Source organism: Prochlorococcus marinus str. MIT 0918 (assembly GCF_027359415.1).
In the GTDB taxonomy this organism is placed as follows: Bacteria; Cyanobacteriota; Cyanobacteriia; order PCC-6307; family Cyanobiaceae; genus Prochlorococcus_E; species Prochlorococcus_E marinus_C.
This window is the reverse complement of the sequence record NZ_CP114780.1, coordinates 1,167,054-1,191,233: the sequence shown is the minus strand read 5'-3', so window position 1 is coordinate 1,191,233 and position 24,180 is coordinate 1,167,054. Positions and strand designations below refer to the sequence as shown.

Sequence of the window (24,180 nt, the reverse complement as noted above, 5' to 3'; positions counted from 1 at the left end):
AAACTAATAATGCATGCGTGAGTATGAACCTTTCTCTAATTAGCAAGGTTTCTAAACCTTGTAAATTGTGGTTCAAAAAGTAATTTGACTGTTCCTATTGGGCCATTTCTATGCTTTGTAACAATTAACTCAGTGACACCTCTATCTGGAGTTTCAGGATTGTAATACTCATCTCTATAAATCATTAGTACTAGGTCAGCATCTTGTTCAATTGATCCTGATTCTCTTAGATCACTAAGCATGGGTCTTTTATTTGTTCGAGATTCGACTCCTCGACTTAGTTGAGAAAGTGCTATTACGGGCACTTTCAATTCCCTCGCCATTGCTTTTAAGCCTCTTGTGATTCTTGAAAGTTCTTGAACTCTATTGTCGGGTGTAGACCCTTCCATTAGCTGAAGATAATCGATAACAATTAAACCTAGTTCTTTGCCTTGTTCAGCAATGAGTCGTCTACAAAGAGATCGCATTTCAAGTACGCCTGAATTAGGTTTGTCATCTATAAAAATTGGTAGTTGACCAAGAGTATCAATTCCTTTACCTAGCAAAGGCCATTCTTCTTGGTTTAATCTTCCTGTGCGTAGCCTTCCACTTTCAATACCAACTTCCATTGATAGCAGGCGATACGTTAGTTGCTCCTTACTCATTTCTAAACTAAAAACACAAACAGGTAGTTCATGCAGTTGAGCAACGTTTTTGGCAAGATTAAGGACAATTGATGTTTTACCCATTGCTGGCCTTCCTGCAACAATAATTAGATCACTTCGTTGAAGACCTTGAGTCATTGCATCTAGGTCATAGAAATTCACTGGTAGCCCAGCGACTGCTGTTCCTAAAGAACGACTTTCAATTTCATTAAATGTACTTGTTAATATTTCTGCTGTTGGAATGAGTCCTTTCGAGGGTTTTTCTTGACTGATTGAGAAAATTTTTTGCTCTGCTTTATCTAGAACTTCCTCCATTGGCATATTTTGATCAAAACTCAGCTTGATGACTTCGTTTCCTGAGCGAATAAGTTGCCGTCGCAGATATTTGTCCGTGATTAATTTTGCGACTTGTTCGATGGAAGCTGTAGATGAGATTTTTTCTACTAGTTCGACTAATCGATTATTTCCACCAATTCCTTCTAGTTCTCCTGTATCTGCTAGCCAAGCGCTCATTGATGTTAAATCTGTTGGTTTACCCTGGCTATGGAGCATTAGCGCAGTTTGAAAAATTTTACGGTGTGCATTTAAATAAAAAGCTTCTGGCTGAACTAAATCTGCTATACGACTTATTGCATCTGGATCTAATAAAACCCCACCTATAACAGCTTCTTCAGCCTCTAAATTTTGTGGCGGAATTAAGTCAGACTGACCGTCAAAATTTTGTGCCCGAAAGTTTTCGTACCTTTTATTTGGTAATGATTGTTTTCTTGTTTGATCTTCTTTATTAGGGAAAGGAACATTAACCATTGCAATATGAATTAGCAGAGATACTTACTGTGGCTGGTAAGTGAAACCTTGCCACTAAACTTAGTTACCAGTGACTTCAAGGTTGATTTCAGCAGTGACTTCACTATGAAGCTTGACTTGTACTTTATATTGCCCTGTTTCATGAATATCTGGAACAAGAATTGTTCGACGATCTATTTCTTTTTTGGTTGCGACTTCTATCGCTTCTGCAACATCTCCATTAGTCACTGTTCCAAATAAGACACCATCTTCACCAGTTTGTTTTTTAATAGTAAACCTTCCAATGGTTTTCAGAGCTGTTTCAAAGTCAATTGCGGCTTGTTTTTCAGCTGCTTCATGCTCAGCTTTTTTGGCTAAGCGATGTTCAACTTGTTTTAAGACTGCAGGAGTAACAGCTAAAGCCTTTCCATGAGTCAAAAGAAAATTGCGTGCATAGCCTGGAGCGACTTCAACGACATCCCCATCTTTTCCAAGACTAAGAACATCTTCTTTTAGAACAACTTTTACTCTTTTCGCCATTGTTTATTGGAAGAAAGTGGACCGCATTACTTAAATTTTAGGATTGTAAGTCGAAAACCTTAAGAGTTTCATATTAAGGCTTCATGGGCAAACGTATTTTTTTTGCAAGACCTAAAGCATTTAAAAGGCGAATATGTTGCCAAGTAAGATCTATTTGCCCTTTAAAAAGTCCTTGCTTCGCAGAGTTTGGATATGCGTGATGATTATTATGCCAACCTTCTCCAAAGGTTAGAGCAGCTACCCATGCATTGTTTTTGGATCCATCTCCACTATCAAAAGCAACTGATCCCCAGCAATGAGTAGCAGAATTAACTAGCCATGTAACGTGATATACCAAAACTAAACGAAAAGGTATACCCCAAAGAACCATGGACCATCCTCCCGAATTCGTATGACTACCTATCCAATACAGGAATGCACCGAGTGGAATTTGCAGAAGTAAGAAATTTTTGTTCAGAAATCTATAATAAGGATCTTTAATTAGATCTCCACTAAAATTTGGAACTGTTTTGAGTGCTGGTATTGGTTCAAACATCCATCCCATATGACTCCACCAAAAACCTTTATTACTATTGTGGTGATCAGCATCAGTATCAGAAAAAGTGTGATGGTGGCGATGTAAACCTACCCAATCAATAGGACCATGTTGACAACTTAAAGCACCACAAGTAGCAAAAAAACGTTCAAGCCATTTTGGTACTTTCAGTGCACGATGAGAAAGAAGTCTGTGGTATCCAAGAGTGACGCCAAGACATGCTGTAACCCAATATAGAGTTAATAAAGTAATAATATTAGGAATACTCCAAAATCTTGGAAGTAAGGCAAATATTGTTAAAGCATGTATAGCAAACATGAAACCAACTGTTCCCCAACGCCGCCTAAATTTTTGGGGGTATCTCAATTCTTTCTTGGTTTTCACTTGAAGCTTCTCAGACGCAGCAAGTGCTTTCTCCGATGATACTGGTCTTCTCAAAGGAGCCGTTGCCTCTACCACACTTGACACCACAATGACCTTGTTTAACGATACCCTATACTACAATATCTGATAAGAGTTATTATCGGATTTTTTAGTTGATCTTCTGTGTGATTTTGTGAGTACTGGATTTCGTGATCAATTAGCAAAAGGCAGGCGATCAATGGCTCACCTGATTCATGTTTGGCATGAACGCAATGGCTGGTCTCATAAGGTTTTACCTGCCATTACTGAAATATTTGATTTGGGAAAAGTTCATAATTCTCAAATTTCTAATCTACGTAATGCGAAACTTTTCTCCCCTGGACCAGAAGTTTTTCTTGCGTTGTCTCAAGTAAATCATCTTCTTTATCAAGGCATTGACAAAATCAGGGATCGTCTTTATGAAACAAATCCTGAGTTATTAAAACTACTTTTAGAGTCTGCAATTCCATTGCTGAATGATGAACAAGAACCACTCTCTGCTGGAGATTTGTTTGAAATTTTTATAGGCTTAGTGCCTTTACCATCTGTTTTTGATTGGTTTATTGAGGAAGACGAAGCAGGAATTTTGAGTGCAGCTTTAGCAGATTCATTATGTAATAGCCACCCTTGGCGACAATGTCGTGAACAAGTTATGGCAGCTTATCCAGTTAAGAAAGCTGATAGAAGAGAGAGGTTTGAAGCTGTTATGGCAGGATTAAGAGATTATTCAGCGGAAGAGTTGGATGGAGAGTTGTTGGATTTGTTCTCTACTTACCAAAGAATTTCGTCTACGAACGTTTCAAGTGCAGATATGTTTTTAGAAAGTTTAAGATCTAGAGTTTCTTTAATAGAAGAATTGGAACAACTTTGATACTGAGTTCAAAGATCAATGAAAAATATAAATCCAACTAATGATTTTCTGCATAAAAGCGTTTTCAATTTAGTTTCTTCAGTAGAAGATGGTTTAAAACAAATAATTGATAGAAGAACTAAAGGGGTGCAAATAAGATTAGAAAAGGTTCTAAAGGCTTTTTCGGATCAAGGCTTAGGCCCTCAACATTTTTCTTCGGTAAGTGGATATGGCCATGGAGATTTAGGTAGAGAGTTGATTGATAATGTTTATGCAAGTGTATTTGGGGCGGAAAAGGCTGCTGTAAGAATGCAGTTTGTTAGTGGTACCCATGCAATTGCGTCTGCTTTATTTGGTGTTTTAAGGCCAGGGGATAATTTATTATCAATTACAGGTAAACCATATGACACTCTTGAAGAGGTAATTGGCATTAGAGGAAAGAATCATGGCTCATTAATAGATTTTGGAATTAAGTATGATGAAATATCTATATTTAATGGTGAAAATATTGATTTTAAATCTTTGGAGCTTGCACTGCAATCTTCTAGAAAGATGATTTTTATTCAAAGAAGTTCTGGCTATTCTTGGAGACCATCATTATCTATTAAAAATATTGAAGAGATATGTAAATTGATTCATTTTAAGCAACCTAATTGCATATGTTTTGTAGATAATTGTTATGGAGAATTTGTTGAAGAAAAGGAGCCTAGTGAAGTAGGAGCAGATATAATTGCAGGCTCATTAATAAAGAACCCTGGTGGTACTATTGTTCCTTCAGGTGGATATATAGCAGGTCAAGATCATTTGGTGGAAAAAGCTTGTTGCCGATTAACAGCCCCAGGCATAGGTAGTAAAGGTGGAACAGGGTTTGATTTAAATAGACTGGTTTTACAAGGGTTATTCCTTTCTCCACAAATGGTTGCAGAGGCTTTAATAGGTTCAGATATAATTGCTGGTGTTTTTCAGAAACTTGGTTTTGAGGTTCAACCCTTGCCAGGAAAATTTCGTGGTGATTTAATTCAAACTATATGTTTGGGAAATGCTAAAGCCTTAAAATTAGTTTGTAAATCTTTTCAACTTGCTTCACCAGTTAGTTCTTATTTGAATCCTATCCCTGCTTCAACGCCAGGCTATGAAAATGATTTAATTATGGCTGGAGGGACTTTTATTGATGGAAGCACCAGTGAGTTTTCTGCAGATGCCCCCTTATTGCCTCCTTATAATCTTTTTGTACAAGGTGGTACGCATAGAGCCCATGTAAAAATTGCAATAATTCAAGCAGTAATTGCTTTAGTTCAAGAACAAATTGTAGATTTGCCAAAGATTTAACTCATCTTTTATCTAGACCTGTGCAAATTTTTCATGGCCTTTGATTTTCCTGAAAACTTTCGGTTTGCTGATAGTCATGAATATGCTGTTAGTGAAGGTGATTTTGTACGAGTTGGCATTAGTGCGTTTGCAGTTGATCAGCTTGGTGACATAGTTTTTGTCGACCTTCCTGATGTTGGTTCTTCTGTTTCTCAGGGAGTGAGTTTTGGATCTGTTGAGTCAGTTAAGGCTGTAGAAGATATGAATTCACCTTTGACAGGGGAAGTCCTAGAAATTAACAATTCTGTCCTAGAAAGCCCTGAGGAATTACAGAATGATCCTCATGGGAAGGGATGGCTTTTGCTAATTAAGCCATCAGATTTAACCCAATTGGATCAGCTCATGAGTTCTGAAGTTTATTCAGAAAAAGTGACTTCTGAATAGGAAGCTTGTTTGACTTTTCTTTCAAAGTACTTTTAGCTTTTCCAACATTTCTGTGATCATTTTATTTTCTTTTTAAGCCAAAAAATTCATTGTGAGTACAAATCTTTCAGGACAATTTGCTGATCGTCATCTTGGCTTGAGTGATGAGGCCCAACAAGAGATTTTGCAGTCTCTCAATCATTATGATTTAGATGATTTTATTGCTTCCGTTGTTCCTCAAGAAATTCTAGATACTGAAGATCCACTTAAAAGCTTGCCTAAGCCATGTAATGAGATAGAGGCTTTGGATGAGTTAAGTGATATAGCTAATAAAAACGAGATTAAACGTTCTTTGATAGGCCTGGGATATTACGGTACGTCGACTCCTGCATTGATACAACGCCATGTCTTTGAAAATCCTGCTTGGTATACCTCATATACCCCTTATCAAGCAGAGATTTCTCAGGGAAGATTGGAAGCTCTTTTTAATTTTCAGACTCTTATTACCGAATTAACAGGTCTCCCTATTGCTAATGCTTCACTTTTAGATGAAGGGACGGCCGCGGCAGAGGCGATGAGTCTTAGTTACGCAGTTAAAAAGCATTCTGAGGCACGCAAATTTCTTGTTGATAAAGAGGTGTTTCCGCAAACACTTCAGGTTCTTCAAACTCGTGCAGAACCCTTAGAGATAATTGTTGAGTTAGTTGATCTTCAAAATTTGGAATTAGATCAAACTGTGTTTGGTTTATTCATTCAGCTGCCAGGTAAAAATGGTCAAATTTGGGATCCTTCTTCTGTAATTTACCAAGTTCATAACGTTAATGCATTAGTAACAGTTGCTATTGATCCGATGGCACAAGTTTTAATTGCTCCAATGAGTGATTTTAATGTTGACATTGCAATTGGAAGTGCTCAGCGTTTTGGTGTCCCTATGGGTTTTGGCGGACCTCATGCTGCATTTTTTGCTACTAAAGAGATATATAAGAGACAAGTTCCAGGAAGAATAGTGGGGCAATCTCTTGATAGAGAAGGTAATCCAGCTTTGAGGCTGGCATTACAAACTAGAGAACAACATATTCGCCGAGAAAAAGCTACAAGCAATATATGCACCTCACAAGCATTGTTAGCTATTATTTCTTCTTTTTATGCGATATATCATGGTCCCATTGGTTTGCATTCAGTTTCTAAAAAGATTCTTTTACTACTCAAGGAACTTGAAACTTATTTGACAGATTTTGGATTTATAATTGAATCTTTTGATAGGTTTGACACGATAGAAGTTTATTGTGAAAATGCTGCTAAAATTCATGCAAAATTTCAAGAAAGGGGATTTAATTTACGAGTACTTCCCTTTGGTAGTTGTATAGAGGATGCTAAAGGATTTGCAATTACTTTTGATGAATTAACTACTCAAAAAGAGCTTTATCAATTATGTAAAATTTTTGCTGATATACAAAATAGAATATTTAATCCTATCGATAAAATGGACTTAAACATCAATAATTTGTTAAGTTCAATTCCATTAAGAAAGAAACCTTGGTTACAGCAATCTGTATTTAATATTTATCATAGTGAAACTGAATTAATTAGATATATTCAGAAATTAGCTTCTAGAGATTTTTCATTAGTTCATGGAATGATTCCTTTAGGAAGTTGTACTATGAAATTAAATGCTACTGCCGAATTGCTACCAGTAAGTTGGCATAAGTTTTCCTTAATTCATCCTTTTGTACCTGCTGAGCAATCCGAAGGCTTTAAATTATTATCTGAACAGCTAGAAGATTGGCTTTCAGTTTTAACGGGGTTTGAAGGTGTTTCCTTGCAACCTAATGCTGGTTCTCAAGGAGAGTTTGCAGGTCTCCTTGTTATTAGGAATTGGCATAAATCTCGCGGAGAAGACCATAGAAATATATGTCTTATTCCGAAGAGTGCTCATGGAACAAATCCAGCCAGTGCTGTAATGGCTGGATTTAAAGTTATTTCAGTTGAATGTGATCAATATGGGAATATCGATTTTAAAGATCTTGTTTCAAAACTGGAGAAATATTCCTCTAGACTAGGCACTTTGATGATTACTTATCCATCAACGCATGGGGTCTTTGAGCCAAATATTAAAGAGATTTGTGGCCAAGTTCATCTGCATGGTGGCCAAGTTTATTTAGATGGCGCTAATTTGAATGCTCAAGTTGGTCTTTGTCGTCCTGGCAAATTTGGTGCGGATGTATGCCATTTGAATTTGCATAAAACTTTTTGTATACCTCATGGAGGAGGGGGGCCAGGAATTGGTCCAATTGCCGTCGCAAAACATCTAGTTGAGTTTTTACCTAAAAAAGCCAATCTTCTTGATCATAATGATTATTCAGTAGGAAGTATTGCTTCGGCTCCTCTTGGTAGTGCAAGTATTTTGCCAATTAGCTGGATGTATATTCGAATGATGGGTGCTAATGGATTACGTAAAGCAAGTTCTTTAGCAATTCTTTCCGCAAATTATATTGCTTGTCGGCTAGAACCATATTTTAAGGTGTTATTTAAAGCTCCTAATGGAAAAGTTGCTCATGAATGTATTTTAGATTTGAGAGAGATTAAAAGTAAGACAGGTATAGAAGTAAATGATGTTGCGAAACGTTTAATGGATTATGGTTTTCATGCTCCAACAATTAGTTGGCCAGTGGCTGGTACTTTGATGATTGAACCTACTGAAAGTGAAAGTTTTGAGGAAATTAATAGATTTTGTAATGCAATGATTTCTATTCGTTCAGAAATCAAAGAGATTGAGATGGGTGAGATAGATCTAAAAGATAACCCTTTATCTTTAGCGCCTCATACTATGGAAATAGTCACTGCTGAGACTTGGGATAGATCATATTCTAGGCAAAAAGCTGCATTTCCGCTAAAAAATCAATTGAAAAATAAATTTTGGCCATCGGTTTCTAGAATAGATAATGTCTTTGGAGATAGAAATTTGGTTTGTTCTTGCAGCACAGTTGAAGAACTTTCTGAAAATTAGTTTTTTTTACCCCTAGCTTATATCTAATTTAATAGTTAAATTTTGAGCGAAAAGCAAATTTTTGGCTTTTAATGCTGCATACATTAAGGAGTTTATTTTCTCTTTAGCAGTTTTACCAATCTTTATGGGGGTAAATTGGTGAAAGTCATTTCTTCTGACCAATTAAAGAAATTAGATACCGATGGTTTGAACTTGCCATCGATACCAGGCATCATTGATGATGCTTTAGAAAAAGGGAACCTTTTACCTGTAGATGGTACAAATGTTGTAAGAGTACCATTTGGTGTTAGACACCCCAGAAAAAAAAGGCCTCACAATCCAGAAAGATTAGCTACTTTAGTTTTACCTTTTCAAACCTTTGATTCCCCTACTCCCCCACCTCACGCTGCGTAAAATGCTTTAAGCAGCTATTTGATTGTCACTTTTCTCTAGTATTTTTTTATAAAAACCTCTTAATTGTTCTGTAGCACTAGACCAACCCCATTTTTCGGCTTCTAATCGAGCAGCGTTTCTCATAATTTTCCTTTCGTTTTCATTTCCCAGTAGTTTTTGCGTAGCTTTAACTAGGCTTTCAGTACCATCATTTTTTGCATCAGGATTATATAGACAACCATTCACTCCATCAGTAATGATATCTGGTATCCCTCCTTTATTGGCCCCTACCACAGGGCAGCCTGCAGCCATCGCTTCTAGAAGAACTAATCCTAGAGTTTCAGTACTTGAAGGAAATAAGAATGCATCCCCTGATGCATATGCACTGGCCAGTGCATTTCCTGATAAATAACCTACAAATGTTGTTGCAGTATTTTCAAAGATTTTTTCAAGTTGATTTCTATAAGGCCCATCTCCTACTAAAGCTAATCTTGCTTCAGGTATTTTTTCTAGTACAGGCTTTATTCTTTCGATTTGTTTTTCAGCTGATAACCTACCTACATAAATTAAAAGAGATCCTGTATCGGTAAATTTTCCTAAAAGTTTTTTACGCATATCATCATTGCGTAATTCAGGTCGAAAGGTTTCTGTATCTACCCCCCTTTGCCAAAGTTCAGTATTTTGAATTCCTTTTTCGCTTAACTCTTTAACCATTGCACTAGAAGTGCAAAGATTTAATATTGCTTGATTATGAGCAGCTTTAAGTAGTTCCCAAAGAAGTGGTTCAAGCATCCCCATTCCATAGTGTTCAAGATATTTGGGAAGATGAGTGTGATAGCTAGCAACTAAAGGGATACCATTTGTTTTTGCTAACCAGATCCCTCCTAGCCCTAGAACAGCTGGATTCACTACATGAATTAAATCTGGCTTTAATTCATCTAGGGCATCTGAAACTGCTGCACCAGGAAGACCAAGTTTGAGCTCTGGATAAAGAGGCAAGGGCATTGCTGGTACACCTATAACTTTGGCGCCCATATATTCATTTGGACAACCTTCAGGGCAAAAGACAACGACTTCATCTCCTGCTTTTGTGAGACTCTCAATGGTTTTTGTTAGTCTTGTTACTATTCCATCTACTTTTGGGAGAAAAGTTTCAGTAAAAAAAGCAATCTTCACGTGATTTATTTAGGCTTTTGTATTGCTTGTGCTTGGGTTGAAGTCCAGGCTGAAACACATGGTATACGATTTTTGTCGCATCGATTAGACCAACGACGAGCAACATCAACAACTTCAGTTAAGAGGCCATCATCTAGTGTTGTTGGTTTGAGGCCTAGATCAATAAAGCAACGATTATCAACAATAAGATCATTTTCTACTGCTTCATTACGAGGATTAGGCAGATAATTCACTTTAGCTCCAGTTAGTGAAGCTACTTTTTTTGCTAGTTCACCCACTTGATGACTTTCTGTCATTTGATTGAAGATTTTGACTCTTTCTCCTTCCTGGGGTGGATTTTCAAGAGCTAGTTGAACACATTTTACTGAGTCACGAATATGAATAAAAGCTCTCGTTTGTCCTCCTGTCCCATGAACGGTTAGAGGGTAATTTATTGCAGCTTGCATAAGAAATCTATTGAGCACAGTTCCATAATCACCGTCATAATCAAATCTATTAGTTAGTCGAGGGTCTTTTGAAGTGGCTTCGGTATTAGTTCCCCATACAATTCCTTGATGAAGGTCTGTAATTTTCACATTATCGTTTTTGTTGTAATAAAGAAAAAGCAATTGATCAAGTGTTTTAGTCATGTGGTAAACACTGCCTGGGCTAGCTGGATGAAGAATTTCTTCTTCGAATCTGCTCCCATCAGGTTGAGGCACTTCAACTTTTAAATAACCCTCAGGAATAGTTGCACCTCTATGCGACCCATATCCATATACTCCCATTGTTCCTAAATGAACAACATGAATATTTAATCCAGATTCAACAATTGCCGCTAAAAGATTATGAGTTCCATTGACATTATTATCTACGGTATACCTTTTAGTTGCACTGCTTTTCATTGAGTAAGGAGCAGCACGTTGTTCTGCAAAATGAACTATTGCGTCAGGTCGTTCTTCTATTAAAAGGTCGAGTAACCGTTGATATTCATTGGCTATATCAAGTCTTGAAAAGCGAATTGGATTCCCACCAATTTCCTTCCATGCATCTAAACGTTCTCCAATACTGGTAATTGGAGTCAATGATTCGACTTCAAGATCGATATCTATTTTTCGACGACTGAGATTGTCGACTATGAGAACATCATGTCCATGTTCTGCCAAGTTCACAGAACATGGCCAACCACAGAAGCCGTCGCCACCTAGAACAAAAACTTTCACCCAAAACTCCTGGAGTGAAGATCTAAAGATCCAATATTAGAAAAACTACTACATGGGTTCACTTAATTATTAAAGAAACACTAATAATACTTATTAAGAATATACCTCCAAAAATTACGAATTGAGGATATTTCCAGTCATTGTAATGCTTCTCAGCAATTACTTCAATTTTTGGTTCGTTTGCAAATGCATTTAGTCTTCCCCCTGATTCTTCTGTAACTGTCATTTATTTAATTTATCTGGAGGGAGAATATGATCTCATAAGCATTCTTTTGGGATATGTTACTTAGCTTTACTGAGTGATTTTTGATTCCATTGTAGAAATATCACTTATTGGTGAGCTTGGAAGGGCATGTTGCCTTTCAGTTAAACGTCCTGCTAAAAATCCCTCCCGACCTGCCTCAACCGCTTTTTTCATGGCTTGTGCCATTGTTTGAGGGGTTTTTGCCAGAGCGATGGCGCTGTTAATTAACACGGCGTCGGCACCCATTTCCATAGCCTTGGCGGCATGGCTTGGTACGCCAATCCCAGCATCAACGATGACTGGAACATTAGCGTTTTCAATAATAATTCCAATATTTGTTTCATTTCGAATTCCTTGAGCAGAACCTATTGCTGACCCAAGAGGCATGACTGCTGCGCATCCAATCTCCTCAAGTTTTTTTGCTAAAAGAGGGTCAGCATTGATATATGGGAGAACTACAAAGTTTTCTTTGATTAATTGTTCGGCTGCATTAAGTGTTCCAAATGGATCAGGTAGAAGATATTTTTTATCTGGAATAACTTCAAGTTTGATGAAATTGTTCTCTTCTTGCCCAGCAAGTTTGGCAAACTCTCTACCCATTTTTGCTATTCGAACTGCTTCATCTGCATTTGTGCATCCAGCAGTATTGGGCAGCATCCAATATTTTTCCCAGTTAATTGTTTCCATTAAACCTTGGTGAGAAACCTCAGCAGTTTGAACTCTTCTTATTGCTACGGTGACAATTTCACATTCAGATTTCGTTAGACTTTCACTCATGTTTTCTATACTTGTGTATTTTCCTGTCCCAGTTAAAAGCCTGCTATGAAAGTCCTTTCCTCCGATAGTTAATAGAGAAGAATTATGAGTCATTGAATTAGATATGAGGATGATTAAAAGCCTTTGTTCTCATTATCAATTTGGAAGTTTTTAGGATTTCTTTTATTTATTTTTTTAATTTGTTTATTAGCAGTTTTATTATTTGGATCGAAAGTAAGAACTTCTTGATATAAATTATAGGCTTCATTTTCTTTTAAAAGTTTTAGTTTTGCAAAGGCTAAATTATTTATTGCAACCGAATACTTTACTTTGCATTTAATAGCATTTTCATAATGTTTCACTGCTTCTAAAAATTTATCTTGGGCTGATAAGGAGAAGCCTAAAGCATTTTCTATAATTGCCTTAGCTTCATCAGGTTCATCATTTAAATTCTTTAACGCTTTTTTTAAGGTATTCGTTGCTTGAGGATATAATCTTTTATTTAATTGAGCACTGCCAAGCTCATATAGGTCTTTAGATTGATTGGACTTGATTGCATCGCTCTTTTCTAGCTTTGCTAATTTAATTTCATCCCCTCTGACTTTTAAAAATTGACGGCCTACAACTATTACTAGAATTACTAATAAGCTAGTAAGTATAATTAGATAAGTTTGAGGCAGTGATGTAGTCATAAATTAAAGTTAGTATCTATTAGGTTTAGAGCTGACTTCCTTTTTTAGTGGCTATGCACATTTGCGTAGAATATATAGACTATTATTTTAGAATTTTATTGTAATTGCTTGTTAAAGTTTTAACTTTTTAACCCTGTTACGATTTGTTCAAAGTTGCGGGGGGCAATTAAAGCTAATTGAGCCAACATTTTCCTATTAATTTGAATATTTGCTTTTTTGAGCTCTCCGACTAATTTGCTATAGCTCATTCCATTTAACCTTGCTGCTGCATTTATTCTTGAGATCCATAATCTTCTGAAGTCACGTTTACGACGCTTTCTATCTCTGTAAGCATTGCAAAGTGCTTTCATTACTCGCTGATTTGCAGTGCGAAAAAGACTGCCGTTGCTTCCTTTAAAGCCTTTTGCTAATCGGAGAATTTTATTACGCCGTTTTCTAGCAACATTTCCTCTTTTAACGCGTGACATGACTAAAAGATCAAAAAACAATGGATAGAAGTAACGATTACTTCTTTATTAAAAGTAGTGTTTAGCTATATGGGAGCATTAAGCTCACATTGTCTGCATCACGTTCATCAACAACGGCTTTTGTTGCAAGATGGCGTTTGAGTTTAGAACTCTTATGATCTAGCAAGTGATTCCGGAAAGCTCTGCGACGCATGAACTTGCCAGTGCCTGTTGCTTTAAATCGCTTTGCAGCAGCTTTGCGAGTTTTTAGTTTAGGCATTTTTGGCAAATACACTAATACAATCCAACACATTACTTCCTAACACTGCCTTAGGCAAAATTGATTTTTAATTAATTGTTTTCGCTGATTTAATTTTTATGAGGTTGATGAACAGTTTTTTTGTACCCAAAGTATTTTTTTGTAGTTTATTGCTGCTGCTTGATTTTAGTAATTATGAATATAGGGCCGAGGATGCTCAAATTTTGCCAACTCATTTTTCAACTACTCAACCATTACCTTTTAAAGACTCTCAGGAACTGTTAGTTAGCTTGGAAACATATTTAGGTAAACCACGTCTGGATGGGTCTCATGCAGCAGATTTGAAGTTAGTTAGTCCTGGCAGGCCAATATTTTTGAAAGATTCCAAGGGTTTGACGCATAAAGCAGCTCAAATAACAATAAGTTGGCAAAGAGTTGATCTGCAAAGGCCTCTAAAATTTGTTAGGCAGGTTATTGGTCCATTTGCAAGTTTTGAATCCGCTCAGAGGGTTTCAGAATTATTAAGGCAAGAGGGGATTCCAAGCCTAGTTGCCTATCCATCTGACTGGGAGGTATGGATTTCTGAGGGACATAATATACCTGAAAATTTTAATTCTCGAATTGTCCAGAAAAATGTGTTCTTTAAGGTTAAACCAGTCTTAAAACTTGGTTCAATTGATTTTTTAATTTCCGGAGATTTAGAAATTTTTGCTCCTGATGGTTTGTTTTGGAAGGGAGGCTTGTATTCAGGACCTTTTTATTTGAAACCTGATGCATATGGAAGTTGGTCATTAATCGAAAAGGTTCCTATTGAGAAATATTTACTTGGAGTTTTACCTCATGAAATTGGGAGTTCATCTCCCCCTGCAGCATTAGCTGCACAAGCAGTTTTGGCTAGAACATGGGCTATTTCTAATAGAAAGCGTTTTGAAATTGATGGATATCATTTATGTAGCAATACTCAGTGTCAGGTTTATAAAGATCCTAATCAATCTAATGATGCAGTTGCTAGAGCTATTTCATCAACTGCTGGCAAGATACTTAGTTGGAATGGCCAACCAATTAATGCTGTATATCATGCTACAAATGGAGGGGTAGGTGCTGCTGGCAATGAGGCATGGTCTATGGCTTCTTTACCCTATCTTAAAACCTTTTTAGATGGGTCGACACGCTGGCGGAAGCAGTTTTCATTGCCTTTAAATGAAGATTTTCAGATACAAAGGCTCTTAAAGAAACGAGATGGTGCTTTTGGTAATAATCATCGCCTTTTTAGATGGAAAAGAGTTTTAAAAGCAGAAGAAATTAAGGAAAAATTGGCTTTAACAAACTTATCTACGTTTCTACCTAAGACTATTAATATTTTAAAACGGGGTACTAGTGGCAGAGTTTTAGCATTGGAGATTCAAGGAAGCAAAAAAAATTCAAAAATTATTCTTCGATTAGATGCTATTAGAAGAAATCTGAGAAATTTGCCTAGTACGCTTTTTTATGTTGAACAAATTGAAGAAGGTTCTTGGCAATTTATTGGAGGAGGTTTTGGTCATGGAGCTGGCTTATCTCAAGCTGGTGCAATTGATTTAGCCCATAGAGGATGGACAACCAAGAAGATTCTTAAGCATTATTACCCAGGAACAACATATGAATCTTTTGAATAGTTTTGAGAAGACCTCTTAGAGTCTTTTTCTAAACCTCGGGAATGTCATGGCCTTAGCTCGAGTAACTGGAGAAAACCGACGAGGCAAGGCATGCTTATTTTTATTTGCATGTGCTTTTGCTGGGGCTTTACCTCATTCATTTGATGCACCATACAGACTTTTTCCAGCATTACTGTTTTTGTTTTTATTAGGTAGTTATGGATTAAGAGTTGTTTTATTGGCTCGTTCTCGAGCAAGTATCTCTTCAGCCGTTACATATTCTTCGATACCAGCTGAAGATTTACCTTCTGTTGATGTTTTGGTTTCAGCTAGGGATGAAGAAACAGTAGTAGAAAAATTAATTAATAGATTGGCTAATGTTCAATATCCAGAAGAAAAAATTAATATATGCATTATTAATGATGGCAGCCAAGATAATACTGCATCAATTTTAGAAGAAAAGAGCCAAACATTTTCAAATATCAAAATCCTTCATCGAGCTCCTTCGTCGGGAGGAGGAAAATCAGGAGCATTGAATTATGCCTTACAAAAATTAAGCGGAGAATGGGTTTTTATTTTGGATGCAGATGCAGATTTCCCTCCAGATATTTTGCTGCGATTGATGCCGGTTGCCAAAGAAGGGAGCTTGGCAGCTATTCAATTAAGAAAAGCTGTTGTGAATTCTCAGAAGAATTTTCTGACTTGTTGTCAATCGATGGAAATGGCCATGGATGCTGTTATTCAAGAAGGGCGACAGAATATCAATGGTGTTGTTGAATTAAGGGGTAACGGGGAGCTTTTAAATAGAATCGCATTAGATAGTTGTGGGGGATTTAATGAGGAAACAGTTACTGATGATCTGGATTTAAGTTTTAGATTTTTAATCTCTGGAGCTTCTATAGGAATTCTTTGGAATCCTCCTGTAACAGAGGAGGGTGTTGAATCTCTTCAAGCATTATTGAGACAGAGAAAACGTTGGGCTGAAGGTGGATTGCAGCGTTTTTTTGATTATTGGTCTTTATTGATATCTAAGAAATTAACTATTGTTCAACTTATTGATTTAATTGCTTTCTTTTTATTGCAATATGCGTTGCCTGTCATATCTTTTTTTGATTTATTCATTGCACTTGTGACAAAAACGCTGCCTCTATATTGGCCTTTATCTTTGGTTGCATTTACTATTTCAGGATTTGCTTGTTTTCGTGGTGCGAAAAAATACTCATCTGGCCCTAATATTCCTTCTCCTCATTTTGTAAACTTATTAATGTTTATTATTTATTTATCCCATTGGTTTTTTGTAATTCCATTAATCACAATTAATATGGCATTTAGATCAAAAAAATTGATCTGGTTAAAAACCACTCATAAAGGATTTTAGTTATTATTATTTATTCATCTTCTAAATTAATAATCTTTCCATTAAAAAAATTTGCAAAATTTTCTGTTTCTTCTGAAACTAATTCTTCCCTACTGATTGTTTTCTTTGATTCATTATCTTTACCTTCTAATTTTTTCGTTAACTCTTGATTAGAATCCATTTTTTGTTCATTTAATATTTGTTTCTTTTCTACTTTTGATTCAATACTATTTAATTCCCCGTTCATAGATTTTAGATTTATTTGTTTTTCAAGAATTAACTCTTTACTTTCTCCTAGTGTTTCTTTAATCGCTTTTTCAATAATACTTTTTCGACTTTGAATCATCCCTATCCAATTCTCTGATACTTTTATTATGACTTGATTTTTTGTTAAAGTTGTAAGTTTGGCTTGTTGGGATAAAAGCATTTTTGTTGAAGGTAAACCAACGTTAGAAAGTATTTGTTTCCAAGTATCTGACAATTCATTTTGCGATACATTATTTTCAGCTGGAACAATAGTTTTTTTTATCCCAATTAGATTATTCAAATCTGAAGGTTTTTCTTCTGAAACAGGTTTTAATTTCTCATTGATACTTCGAGATTTAATGGGGGTTGCTTGATTGTTATTAGGTTGTGTATTTAGCATTCCTAAAAGTAAAATTTCTAGCCATAGCTTTGGCTGTAAACTTAATCTAATTTGTGATTCTGAACCTTTCAGATAAGCTTGCCACCGTAAAATATCTTCCAAATTTATTTTTGAGGAAATTTCTTCTAGTTTATCGTGAGAGTTGCTAGATATATTGCATAATAGAGCTTTATTTTTTATAGATTTGCTTACTACTAAATCTCTAAGTATAGACGCGATTCCTTGAAGAATTATTATTGGCTCTTTACCATCATCTATTAATTTATTAAGTATTTCTAATAATTTACTTGGATTTTTTATTGCTAAAGAAGCTGCAAGCTCTAGTAATTTTTCTTCAGGAACTTCTCCAAGTAATTCCCATACTGAATCCAAGTTTATTGGTGGTGGTAATAGACTTAATTGATCTAGCATGCTTTCTGCATCTCTCAGCCCACCAGCAGAACGTTTAGCAATTAAACTAAGGCATTCATTATTAATATTAATTTCTTCTTTAATAGCAATCATTTGCAAATGATTTGTTAATGAACTTAAGGAAATACGACGAAAATCAAAACGTTGACACCTGCTTAAAATTGTTTGTAAAAGCCTTTGTGGATCAGTTGTGGCTAATATGAAAACTGTTTGTGATGGAGGTTCTTCTAAGGTTTTTAATAATGCATTAAAAGCTGCATTCGAAAGCATATGGCATTCATCAATTACGTATACTTTCCAACGAGCTTGAACAGGTGCAAATTGAGCTTTTTCGATTAATTCTCGAATATTATCTACACCAGTATTAGAAGCAGCATCTATTTCAATCACATCTAAAGCGATACTATTAGTAATTTCTATACAAACGCTACATTTGCCGCATGGATTAATATTTGGTCCGTTATTTGCTAAACAATTTAAAGAACGGGCAAAAATCCTTGCACTGGAAGTTTTTCCAGTACCTCTAGGCCCACAAAAAAGATAGGCAGGTGCAATCCGATTAGTATTTATTGCTTGTTTAAGTGTAGATACAATTGATTCTTGTCCTACAAGATCATCAAATCGCTTTGGACGATATTTATGATGCAGCGGTTGGTAATTGGAAATCATGCTGCTTAATAGGTCAAAAATATTAGAAGACTAGAAAATTAATTGTTTTAGAAGCTGAGTTTTTCGATAGTTTATTTAGGCAGATTCTTGTTTAGACCTTTTATTTGATTCAGGTAGAGGAACAACTTTTCCCCCTGTAATAGATTCAACCATTTCTTTTGTAACTGTACATTTGTCTATTCCTTGTTGAGAAGGCAAGCTATACATAATGTCTAGCATTAATTCCTCAACAATTCCTCTTAATGCTCTAGCACCAGTTTTTCTTCTAAATGCTTCTTGAGCGATGCATTTAATTGCATTATCTTCGAAATTGAGTTGCACATTATCCATACTCATAAGAGTAATAAATTGCTTGACTACTGCATCTCTAGGCTCTTTTAGGATTGCTTCTAATGCTTCTGCGTTAAGTGGCTCTAATACAGCACTTACAGGCATTCTTCCAATAAATTCTGGAATAAGACCATATCTAACTAAATCATCAGGTTCTAAATTGCTTAGTAATTGTTTGTTTTCTCCTTCTAAATTTTTATATTTTTGCGTGCGATTTTCAGAATTCATAAAACCTATAGAATTTCGTCCTAATCGTTTTTGAACTATATCTTCTAAGCCAACAAAAGCTCCACCACATATGAATAATATTTGGCTAGTGTCAATTTGAATACAGTCGTGATAAGGATGTTTTCTGCCCCCTTGTGGAGGAACATTGGCTGTTGTTCCTTCAAGCATCTTTAGTAATGCTTGTTGAACCCCTTCTCCTGATACGTCTCTTGTGATAGAAGGGTTTTCGCTTTTACGAGCAATTTTGTCAATTTCATCGATATATATGATTCCTCTTTGGGCGAGATTAATATCCATATCAGACTTTTGAAGGAGTCTTAAAAGAATATTTTCTACATCTTCACCTACATAGCCAGCTTCGGTCAGTGTAGTAGCGTCTGCAACGGCAAATGGTACATCAAGTAGTTCCGCAAGGGTTTGTGCTAATAAAGTTTTTCCACTACCAGTTGGCCCTATTAGAAGGATATTTGATTTATGGAGTTTAGTTGTTGAAAGGTCTGTTTCCTCTTTGTCATTACCTGTCCAGGCTAGACGTTTGTAGTGGTTGTAAACAGCGACCGAAAGAATTTTTTTGGCATCCTCTTGTCCTACTACTTGCTTGTCTAAGAATTCTTTAATTTCTATAGGTTTTGGAATAGATGAAAGTGTAGGAGCTGGTGTTGATGGAATTGGAGAATTGCTGGGAATCTTCTCATTGCCTACTGGTTTTGATTTTCCAGGATTTTCTAATAGCTCTTCATCTAAAATTTCATTGCATAAATCGATACATTCATCACATATATAAACTCCTGGTCCAGCAATTAACTTGCGCACTTGTTCTTGTGATTTGCCACAAAATGAACATTTAAGATGGGCTTCGAATTTTGCCATCGTTTCTGAAAGGGTTCCAGGATTGGTTGTTGGATCTGATTAAGAATGATCAGCTCTTATCTATAGGATCGTCATGAATTGATGATTAGTCAGCTTTCCGTAACGATTCCTATTTAGTTGAGACTGGTAATAACTTTATCTATCAGGCCGTATTCAACCGCTTCTTGGGGAGAAAGGAAGTGGTCTCTATCAGTATCTTCAGAAATTCTTTCGACAGATTTGCCAGTATGCCTTGCTAACAAAGTATTTAAAGTGTCCTTAAGAAAAAGAATTTCTTTTGCTTGAATTTCAATTTCAACAGCCTGACCTTGAGCGCCTCCTAAGGGCTGGTGAATCATGATTCTTGAATTAGGTAATGCAAGTCTTTTCCCTTTACTTCCTCCTGTTAATAGGAAAGCTCCCATACTTGCAGCTAAGCCATAGCAAATGGTAACTACATCAGGAGTTACTTGCTGCATAGTGTCATAGATAGCCAGACCTGCAGTTACTGATCCCCCAGGAGAATTGATATATAGCTGAATATCTTTTTCAGGGTCTTCAGCTTCAAGAAACAGCATTTGCGCAACTAATGCATCTGCTACTTGATCATTTACGTCAGTTCCAAGAAAGATAATTCTTTCACGAAGAAGCCTTGAATAGATATCAAATGCTCTATCTCCTCGCCCTGATTGTTCAATGACTGTTGGCAGAACTCCTGGGCCTGAACTGGGTCGGTCGCTTTTCCATATGTTTTGAATAGGATGTGCGCAGTGTGTGTTAATCACCTTGATGGTTCCAGGCTGTTATTTAAATAATCCTATAATTAGATTTTATGATTCGCTTTAATCTTTAGTTGTTTTCCCATTGTTTGTGTTTGTTTTTTGAGATTTTTTTGGTGTTTTCTTTTCTGTTGACTTTTTCTCTGACTTGGTTGATTTATTTTTTGGTTTTTTTTCAATAATCGTATTGTGTTTTTCTAGCCATTTAAATAATTTCTCTTGAAGTAGATCATCAGCAACAATGGTACGTAATTTGTCTTGGTCAATATTTGATTGAGATGCAAGTTCTTTTTTTATTTCTTCTAATTTATTTTCAAGCTCTTGAGGCTCTACTTCAATATTTTCAGCATCAGCTAACGCATTCAGTGCAAAACTATTCCTTAAATTGGCTTCAGCTTCAGGTCTGGAAGATTCCATAAGAGAATTAACAACTTCTTGAGTAAATGTTGATTTAACATCAATACCTTGATCAGCAAAATTTCTAGCTGTTTTTTCAATTAAATTTCTTACTTCTTGATCAATTAACGATTTTGGTAGTTCAACTTCTAATTGTTCCACTAAGCTATTTAATATTGATTCCTGACGTTTTTTTTGATTTAAGTTTTCATTATCTTTTTTCAGACGTTCTGTAAGATCATTTCTTAGCTCTAACATGGTTTCTTTATCACCTGCTTGTTTTGCAAAAGCATCATTCAGATCTGGTAGTTCACGAGTTTTTAGATCTTTTAATTCAATATCAAATTTGGCTTTTCTTCCCTTCGCTTTTTCATCTTGATATTCCTTTGGGAAGATGCATTCTAAACTTTTTTTATCATTGATTTTCATGCCATAAATTCCTTCTATAAACCCAGGGATCATTTTCCCTTCTTCTAATTCGATCTCCATAGCCTCTCCACTCCCTCCTTCTATTTCACTGCCATCATCGACAAAAGTACCTTTAAAACTCACTACAGCAATATCTCCATGACTTGCAGCTCTGTTATCAATTGGAACAACAGTTGCTAATTGTTTTCTTGATTGTTCTATAAGCTCATCAACTTTGTTGGTGTTGAATTTAATTGGTTCTACTTCTGCAGTTAAACCTTTAGTAGTTTTTAATTTCGGTGTAGGTGAGATATCTGTTTCTAAGGTAATAGACAATGCTTTTTCAGGATTAAAGTTTTCTAAGACTTTGTCAAATCCATTAGCTAGTTCTGGATCACAGAGTGGTTTAATTGATTCTTCGTCTAGAGCTTGTTTCCATACTTTTTCTAAAAGTTTTTCCAATGCTGACGCTTGGATTCTCATAGCACCAACTTGTTGAAGAATAACTGCCTTTGGTACTTTTCCTTTGCGGAAACCTGGTATATTGGCTGATCTACATAATGTGGATAGTGCCTCTTCGTAGCTTGCTTTGCATTGTTTCGCAGGAACCTCAAGTTCAATTGCTAAACGACTATTAGGGAGGGGTTTGGTTTTTATTTTTAATTGAGAATTACTCATTGGTTAGATAAAAATCTTGGCTCATTGGCCTATTACACTAAATAAGAGTAAGGCCATCTATCCAAAGCTATTTGTCTTTTATCTATTTTTGGACATTTTTTCTAAATTAGATAGATCTCATTCTTTCTAAACTATTTTGTTTTTCTAGTTTGACTTTTCAAAAACCTTTTTTTGATCGACCTTTGACTGTTGCTGTTCTTGGATCCACAGGAGCAGTAGGAATTGAAATATTGAAAATTCTTGAAGAACGGTCTTTTCCTCTTAAAGAATTGCGTTTATTGGCTTCGAAAAGATCTGCTGGTCAAACTCAAATATGGAAAGGCACTGAGTTAAGAGTTGAAGAGGTTTCACGAAATAAATTTGAAAATGTTGATTTGGTATTAGCTTCTGCTGGTGGATCTGTATCTCGTAAATGGAGAACAGAGATTAATTCATTAGGAGCTCTTATAATTGATAATTCCAATGCATTCAGGATGGATGTTGATGTTCCCTTAGTTGTTCCAGAAGTTAACCCTAATGACGCCTTTTCTCATAAAGGTTTAATTGCAAATCCAAATTGCACTACGATTTTATTATCTTTGGTTTTAGCCCCATTAGCCTCAAAATTACCCATAAAAAGAGTGGTAGTTTCAACTTACCAGTCAGCCAGTGGGGCAGGGACTAGAGCTATGGATGAGTTGAAAAGATTAAGTCAAGATGTGTTAGATGGAAAAGATGCTATTAGTCAAGTCTTACCCTATTCACTTGCGTTTAATCTTTTCCTACATAATTCACCTCTTCAGTCAAATAATTATTGTGAAGAAGAGATGAAAATGATTAATGAAACTAGAAAGATTATGAGTCAGCCTAATCTTTCTCTAACTGCAACTTGTGTAAGAGTCCCTGTCTTAAGAGCTCATTCTGAATCAGTTAACATTGAATTTACAGAGCCTTTTCCGTTGCAAGATGCACGAGAAATTCTGAAAGACTCTGCTGGAGTTGAATTGTTAGAAGATATCGGTTCAAATAGATTCCCTATGCCAATTGACGTGACAGGTAAAGATGCTATTGCTGTAGGAAGGATTCGCCAAGATTTGAGTAATCCTAACGCTTTAGAGTTGTGGCTTTGTGGTGATCAAATTCGCAAAGGTGCTGCATTAAATGCGATCCAAATTGCTGAACTTTTCATACGAAAATGATAAACACTTCCTGTGATCCAGCTTTTGTTCCGTTTGGACGCTTGTTAACAGCAATGGTGACTCCATTTGATCAAGATGGTTCTGTTGACTTTGATTTAGCAGCTCGACTTGCTTCGTTTTTAGTAGATCAAGGGTCAGATGGACTTGTTGTTTGTGGAACTACAGGTGAGTCCCCCACACTTAGTTGGGAGGAACAATATCAATTACTGGAAACTGTCAAAAATGCTGTTGGTGAAGATATTAAAGTTCTTGCTGGTACTGGCAGTAACAGCACTTCAGAAGCTATTGAAGCAACAGTAAAAGCTGCTGACGCTGGCGCTGATGGTGCTTTAGTAGTTGTTCCTTATTACAATAAACCGCCCCAAGAAGGCCTTGAAGCGCATTTCAGGGACATTGCTCATGCAGCTTCAGATTTGCCTTTGATGTTGTACAACATACCTAGTAGAACTGGTTGTTCACTAGCTCCTTCTACAGTAGAAAGATTGCTTGATTGTGAGAATATTATTAGTTTTAAAGCTGCTAGCGGCAATATCAATGAAGTTACTGATTTAAGGATCCTATGTGGTTCGAAATTAGCTATTTACAGTGGGGATGATGCTCTTCTCCTGCCAATGTTATCTGTGGGTGCTGTAGGAGTAGTAAGTGTGGCTAGTCATATTGTTGGTCAAAGTATAAAAATGATAATTGAGGCATATCTCACAGGACAATGTAGTCTTGCTATTGAGCATCACGAACAATTACAACCTCTTTTTAAAGCTTTATTTGCTAAAACAAATCCTATCCCTGTTAAAGCAGCCCTTGAATTAATTGGATGGCCTGTTGGCGCTCCTCGAAGTCCTTTAACTCCTTTAAATAATCAAATGAAACAAGAACTTATGACAATCATTTCAGCCTTGCGTTCAACCTAAAAAGTTGTTTTAGCAATTGGCTTTTTTGAGAGCCTGATCTCATTAACCAATCCAGTTTGTTTTTTTA

At 36.1% G+C, this 24,180-nt stretch carries 23 protein-coding genes; 9 read left to right on the top strand and 14 right to left on the bottom strand.

Going from position 1 to position 24,180, the window contains the following annotated elements:
- Window positions 1–35 precede the first annotated feature (35 nt).
- The 3 genes from dnaB to O5636_RS06540 all read right to left on the bottom strand — a co-directional run bounded on the left by dnaB (window position 36) and on the right by O5636_RS06540 (window position 2,976).
- A complete protein-coding gene (gene dnaB / locus O5636_RS06550; RefSeq protein ID WP_269622010.1) occupies window positions 36–1,451 on the bottom strand; it encodes a replicative DNA helicase in 1,416 nt (471 codons plus the stop codon).
- Window positions 1,452–1,511: 60 nt separating this feature from the next.
- On the bottom strand, window positions 1,512–1,970 hold the full coding sequence (rplI, locus tag O5636_RS06545) for a 50S ribosomal protein L9 (protein ID WP_269622009.1): 459 nt from the start codon (window positions 1,968–1,970) through the stop codon (window positions 1,512–1,514).
- Window positions 1,971–2,043: 73 nt separating this feature from the next.
- Window positions 2,044–2,976, bottom strand: coding sequence for an acyl-CoA desaturase (locus O5636_RS06540; protein WP_269622007.1), 933 nt, complete (start codon window positions 2,974–2,976; stop codon window positions 2,044–2,046).
- 85 nt (window positions 2,977–3,061) lie between these two features.
- Between O5636_RS06540 and O5636_RS06535 the strand changes: the two genes are divergently transcribed.
- From O5636_RS06535 to O5636_RS06515, 5 genes are all read left to right on the top strand, one after another.
- On the top strand, window positions 3,062–3,778 hold the full coding sequence (locus O5636_RS06535) for a hypothetical protein (RefSeq protein WP_269622006.1): 717 nt from the start codon (window positions 3,062–3,064) through the stop codon (window positions 3,776–3,778).
- Window positions 3,779–3,796: 18 nt separating this feature from the next.
- Window positions 3,797–5,086 (top strand): aminotransferase class I/II-fold pyridoxal phosphate-dependent enzyme, encoded by a 1,290-nt coding sequence (locus O5636_RS06530; protein ID WP_269622005.1) that lies wholly within the window; start codon window positions 3,797–3,799, stop codon window positions 5,084–5,086.
- 33 nt (window positions 5,087–5,119) lie between these two features.
- On the top strand, window positions 5,120–5,509 hold the full coding sequence (gcvH, locus tag O5636_RS06525) for a glycine cleavage system protein GcvH (protein ID WP_269622004.1): 390 nt from the start codon (window positions 5,120–5,122) through the stop codon (window positions 5,507–5,509).
- Window positions 5,510–5,600: 91 nt separating this feature from the next.
- On the top strand, window positions 5,601–8,495 hold the full coding sequence (gene gcvP, locus O5636_RS06520; RefSeq protein ID WP_269622003.1) for an aminomethyl-transferring glycine dehydrogenase: 2,895 nt from the start codon (window positions 5,601–5,603) through the stop codon (window positions 8,493–8,495).
- A 135-nt stretch (window positions 8,496–8,630) separates the two neighbouring features.
- Window positions 8,631–8,888: a hypothetical protein gene (locus tag O5636_RS06515; protein ID WP_269622002.1), complete on the top strand. Its 258-nt coding sequence runs from the start codon at window positions 8,631–8,633 to the stop codon at window positions 8,886–8,888.
- Window positions 8,889–8,894: 6 nt separating this feature from the next.
- Here the strand turns inward: O5636_RS06515 and O5636_RS06510 are convergent, their stop codons facing one another.
- From O5636_RS06510 to rpmI, 7 genes are all read right to left on the bottom strand, one after another.
- Window positions 8,895–10,043 carry a glycosyltransferase family 4 protein gene (locus O5636_RS06510; RefSeq protein WP_269622001.1) on the bottom strand — a complete coding sequence of 383 codons (1,149 nt, stop codon included), beginning with the start codon at window positions 10,041–10,043 and terminating at the stop codon, window positions 8,895–8,897.
- A 5-nt stretch (window positions 10,044–10,048) separates the two neighbouring features.
- On the bottom strand, window positions 10,049–11,245 hold the full coding sequence (locus O5636_RS06505; RefSeq protein WP_269622000.1) for an NAD-dependent epimerase/dehydratase family protein: 1,197 nt from the start codon (window positions 11,243–11,245) through the stop codon (window positions 10,049–10,051).
- Between the two features lie 58 nt (window positions 11,246–11,303).
- The gene (locus O5636_RS06500; RefSeq protein ID WP_269621999.1) at window positions 11,304–11,471 is read right to left on the bottom strand and encodes a DNA-binding protein; all 168 of its coding nucleotides are present in this window, start codon (window positions 11,469–11,471) and stop codon (window positions 11,304–11,306) included.
- A gap of 66 nt (window positions 11,472–11,537) precedes the next feature.
- Window positions 11,538–12,359: a thiazole synthase gene (locus O5636_RS06495; RefSeq protein ID WP_269621998.1), complete on the bottom strand. Its 822-nt coding sequence runs from the start codon at window positions 12,357–12,359 to the stop codon at window positions 11,538–11,540.
- 20 nt (window positions 12,360–12,379) lie between these two features.
- Window positions 12,380–12,937, bottom strand: a complete 558-nt coding sequence (locus O5636_RS06490) for a hypothetical protein (protein ID WP_269621997.1) — start codon at window positions 12,935–12,937, stop codon at window positions 12,380–12,382.
- A gap of 119 nt (window positions 12,938–13,056) precedes the next feature.
- On the bottom strand, window positions 13,057–13,404 hold the full coding sequence (gene rplT / locus O5636_RS06485; protein WP_269621996.1) for a 50S ribosomal protein L20: 348 nt from the start codon (window positions 13,402–13,404) through the stop codon (window positions 13,057–13,059).
- 61 nt (window positions 13,405–13,465) lie between these two features.
- Window positions 13,466–13,663: a 50S ribosomal protein L35 gene (rpmI, locus tag O5636_RS06480; RefSeq protein ID WP_269621995.1), complete on the bottom strand. Its 198-nt coding sequence runs from the start codon at window positions 13,661–13,663 to the stop codon at window positions 13,466–13,468.
- Window positions 13,664–13,770: 107 nt separating this feature from the next.
- Between rpmI and O5636_RS06475 the strand changes: the two genes are divergently transcribed.
- Together O5636_RS06475 and O5636_RS06470 are read left to right on the top strand one after the other, a co-directional pair.
- Window positions 13,771–15,297: a SpoIID/LytB domain-containing protein gene (locus O5636_RS06475; RefSeq protein WP_269621994.1), complete on the top strand. Its 1,527-nt coding sequence runs from the start codon at window positions 13,771–13,773 to the stop codon at window positions 15,295–15,297.
- A gap of 46 nt (window positions 15,298–15,343) precedes the next feature.
- Window positions 15,344–16,654 carry a glycosyltransferase gene (locus O5636_RS06470; RefSeq protein WP_269621993.1) on the top strand — a complete coding sequence of 437 codons (1,311 nt, stop codon included), beginning with the start codon at window positions 15,344–15,346 and terminating at the stop codon, window positions 16,652–16,654.
- A 10-nt stretch (window positions 16,655–16,664) separates the two neighbouring features.
- Here the strand turns inward: O5636_RS06470 and O5636_RS06465 are convergent, their stop codons facing one another.
- From O5636_RS06465 to tig, 4 genes are all read right to left on the bottom strand, one after another.
- Entirely contained in the window at window positions 16,665–18,359 is a 1,695-nt protein-coding gene (locus tag O5636_RS06465; RefSeq protein WP_269621992.1) for a DNA polymerase III subunit gamma/tau, read from the bottom strand.
- Between the two features lie 75 nt (window positions 18,360–18,434).
- Window positions 18,435–19,787 (bottom strand): ATP-dependent protease ATP-binding subunit ClpX, encoded by a 1,353-nt coding sequence (gene clpX / locus O5636_RS06460; protein WP_269621991.1) that lies wholly within the window; start codon window positions 19,785–19,787, stop codon window positions 18,435–18,437.
- A 113-nt stretch (window positions 19,788–19,900) separates the two neighbouring features.
- Window positions 19,901–20,551, bottom strand: coding sequence for an ATP-dependent Clp endopeptidase proteolytic subunit ClpP (gene clpP / locus O5636_RS06455; protein WP_269621990.1), 651 nt, complete (start codon window positions 20,549–20,551; stop codon window positions 19,901–19,903).
- 57 nt (window positions 20,552–20,608) lie between these two features.
- The gene (gene tig / locus O5636_RS06450) at window positions 20,609–22,027 is read right to left on the bottom strand and encodes a trigger factor (RefSeq protein ID WP_269621989.1); all 1,419 of its coding nucleotides are present in this window, start codon (window positions 22,025–22,027) and stop codon (window positions 20,609–20,611) included.
- A 149-nt stretch (window positions 22,028–22,176) separates the two neighbouring features.
- On the opposite strand from tig, the gene O5636_RS06445 reads away from it, so the two are divergent.
- The gene (locus O5636_RS06445) at window positions 22,177–23,205 is read left to right on the top strand and encodes an aspartate-semialdehyde dehydrogenase (protein ID WP_269621988.1); all 1,029 of its coding nucleotides are present in this window, start codon (window positions 22,177–22,179) and stop codon (window positions 23,203–23,205) included.
- The gene (dapA, locus tag O5636_RS06440) at window positions 23,205–24,113 is read left to right on the top strand and encodes a 4-hydroxy-tetrahydrodipicolinate synthase (RefSeq protein ID WP_269623543.1); all 909 of its coding nucleotides are present in this window, start codon (window positions 23,205–23,207) and stop codon (window positions 24,111–24,113) included. Before O5636_RS06445 ends, dapA begins: the two co-directional genes overlap by 1 nt.
- Window positions 24,114–24,180 lie beyond the last annotated feature (67 nt).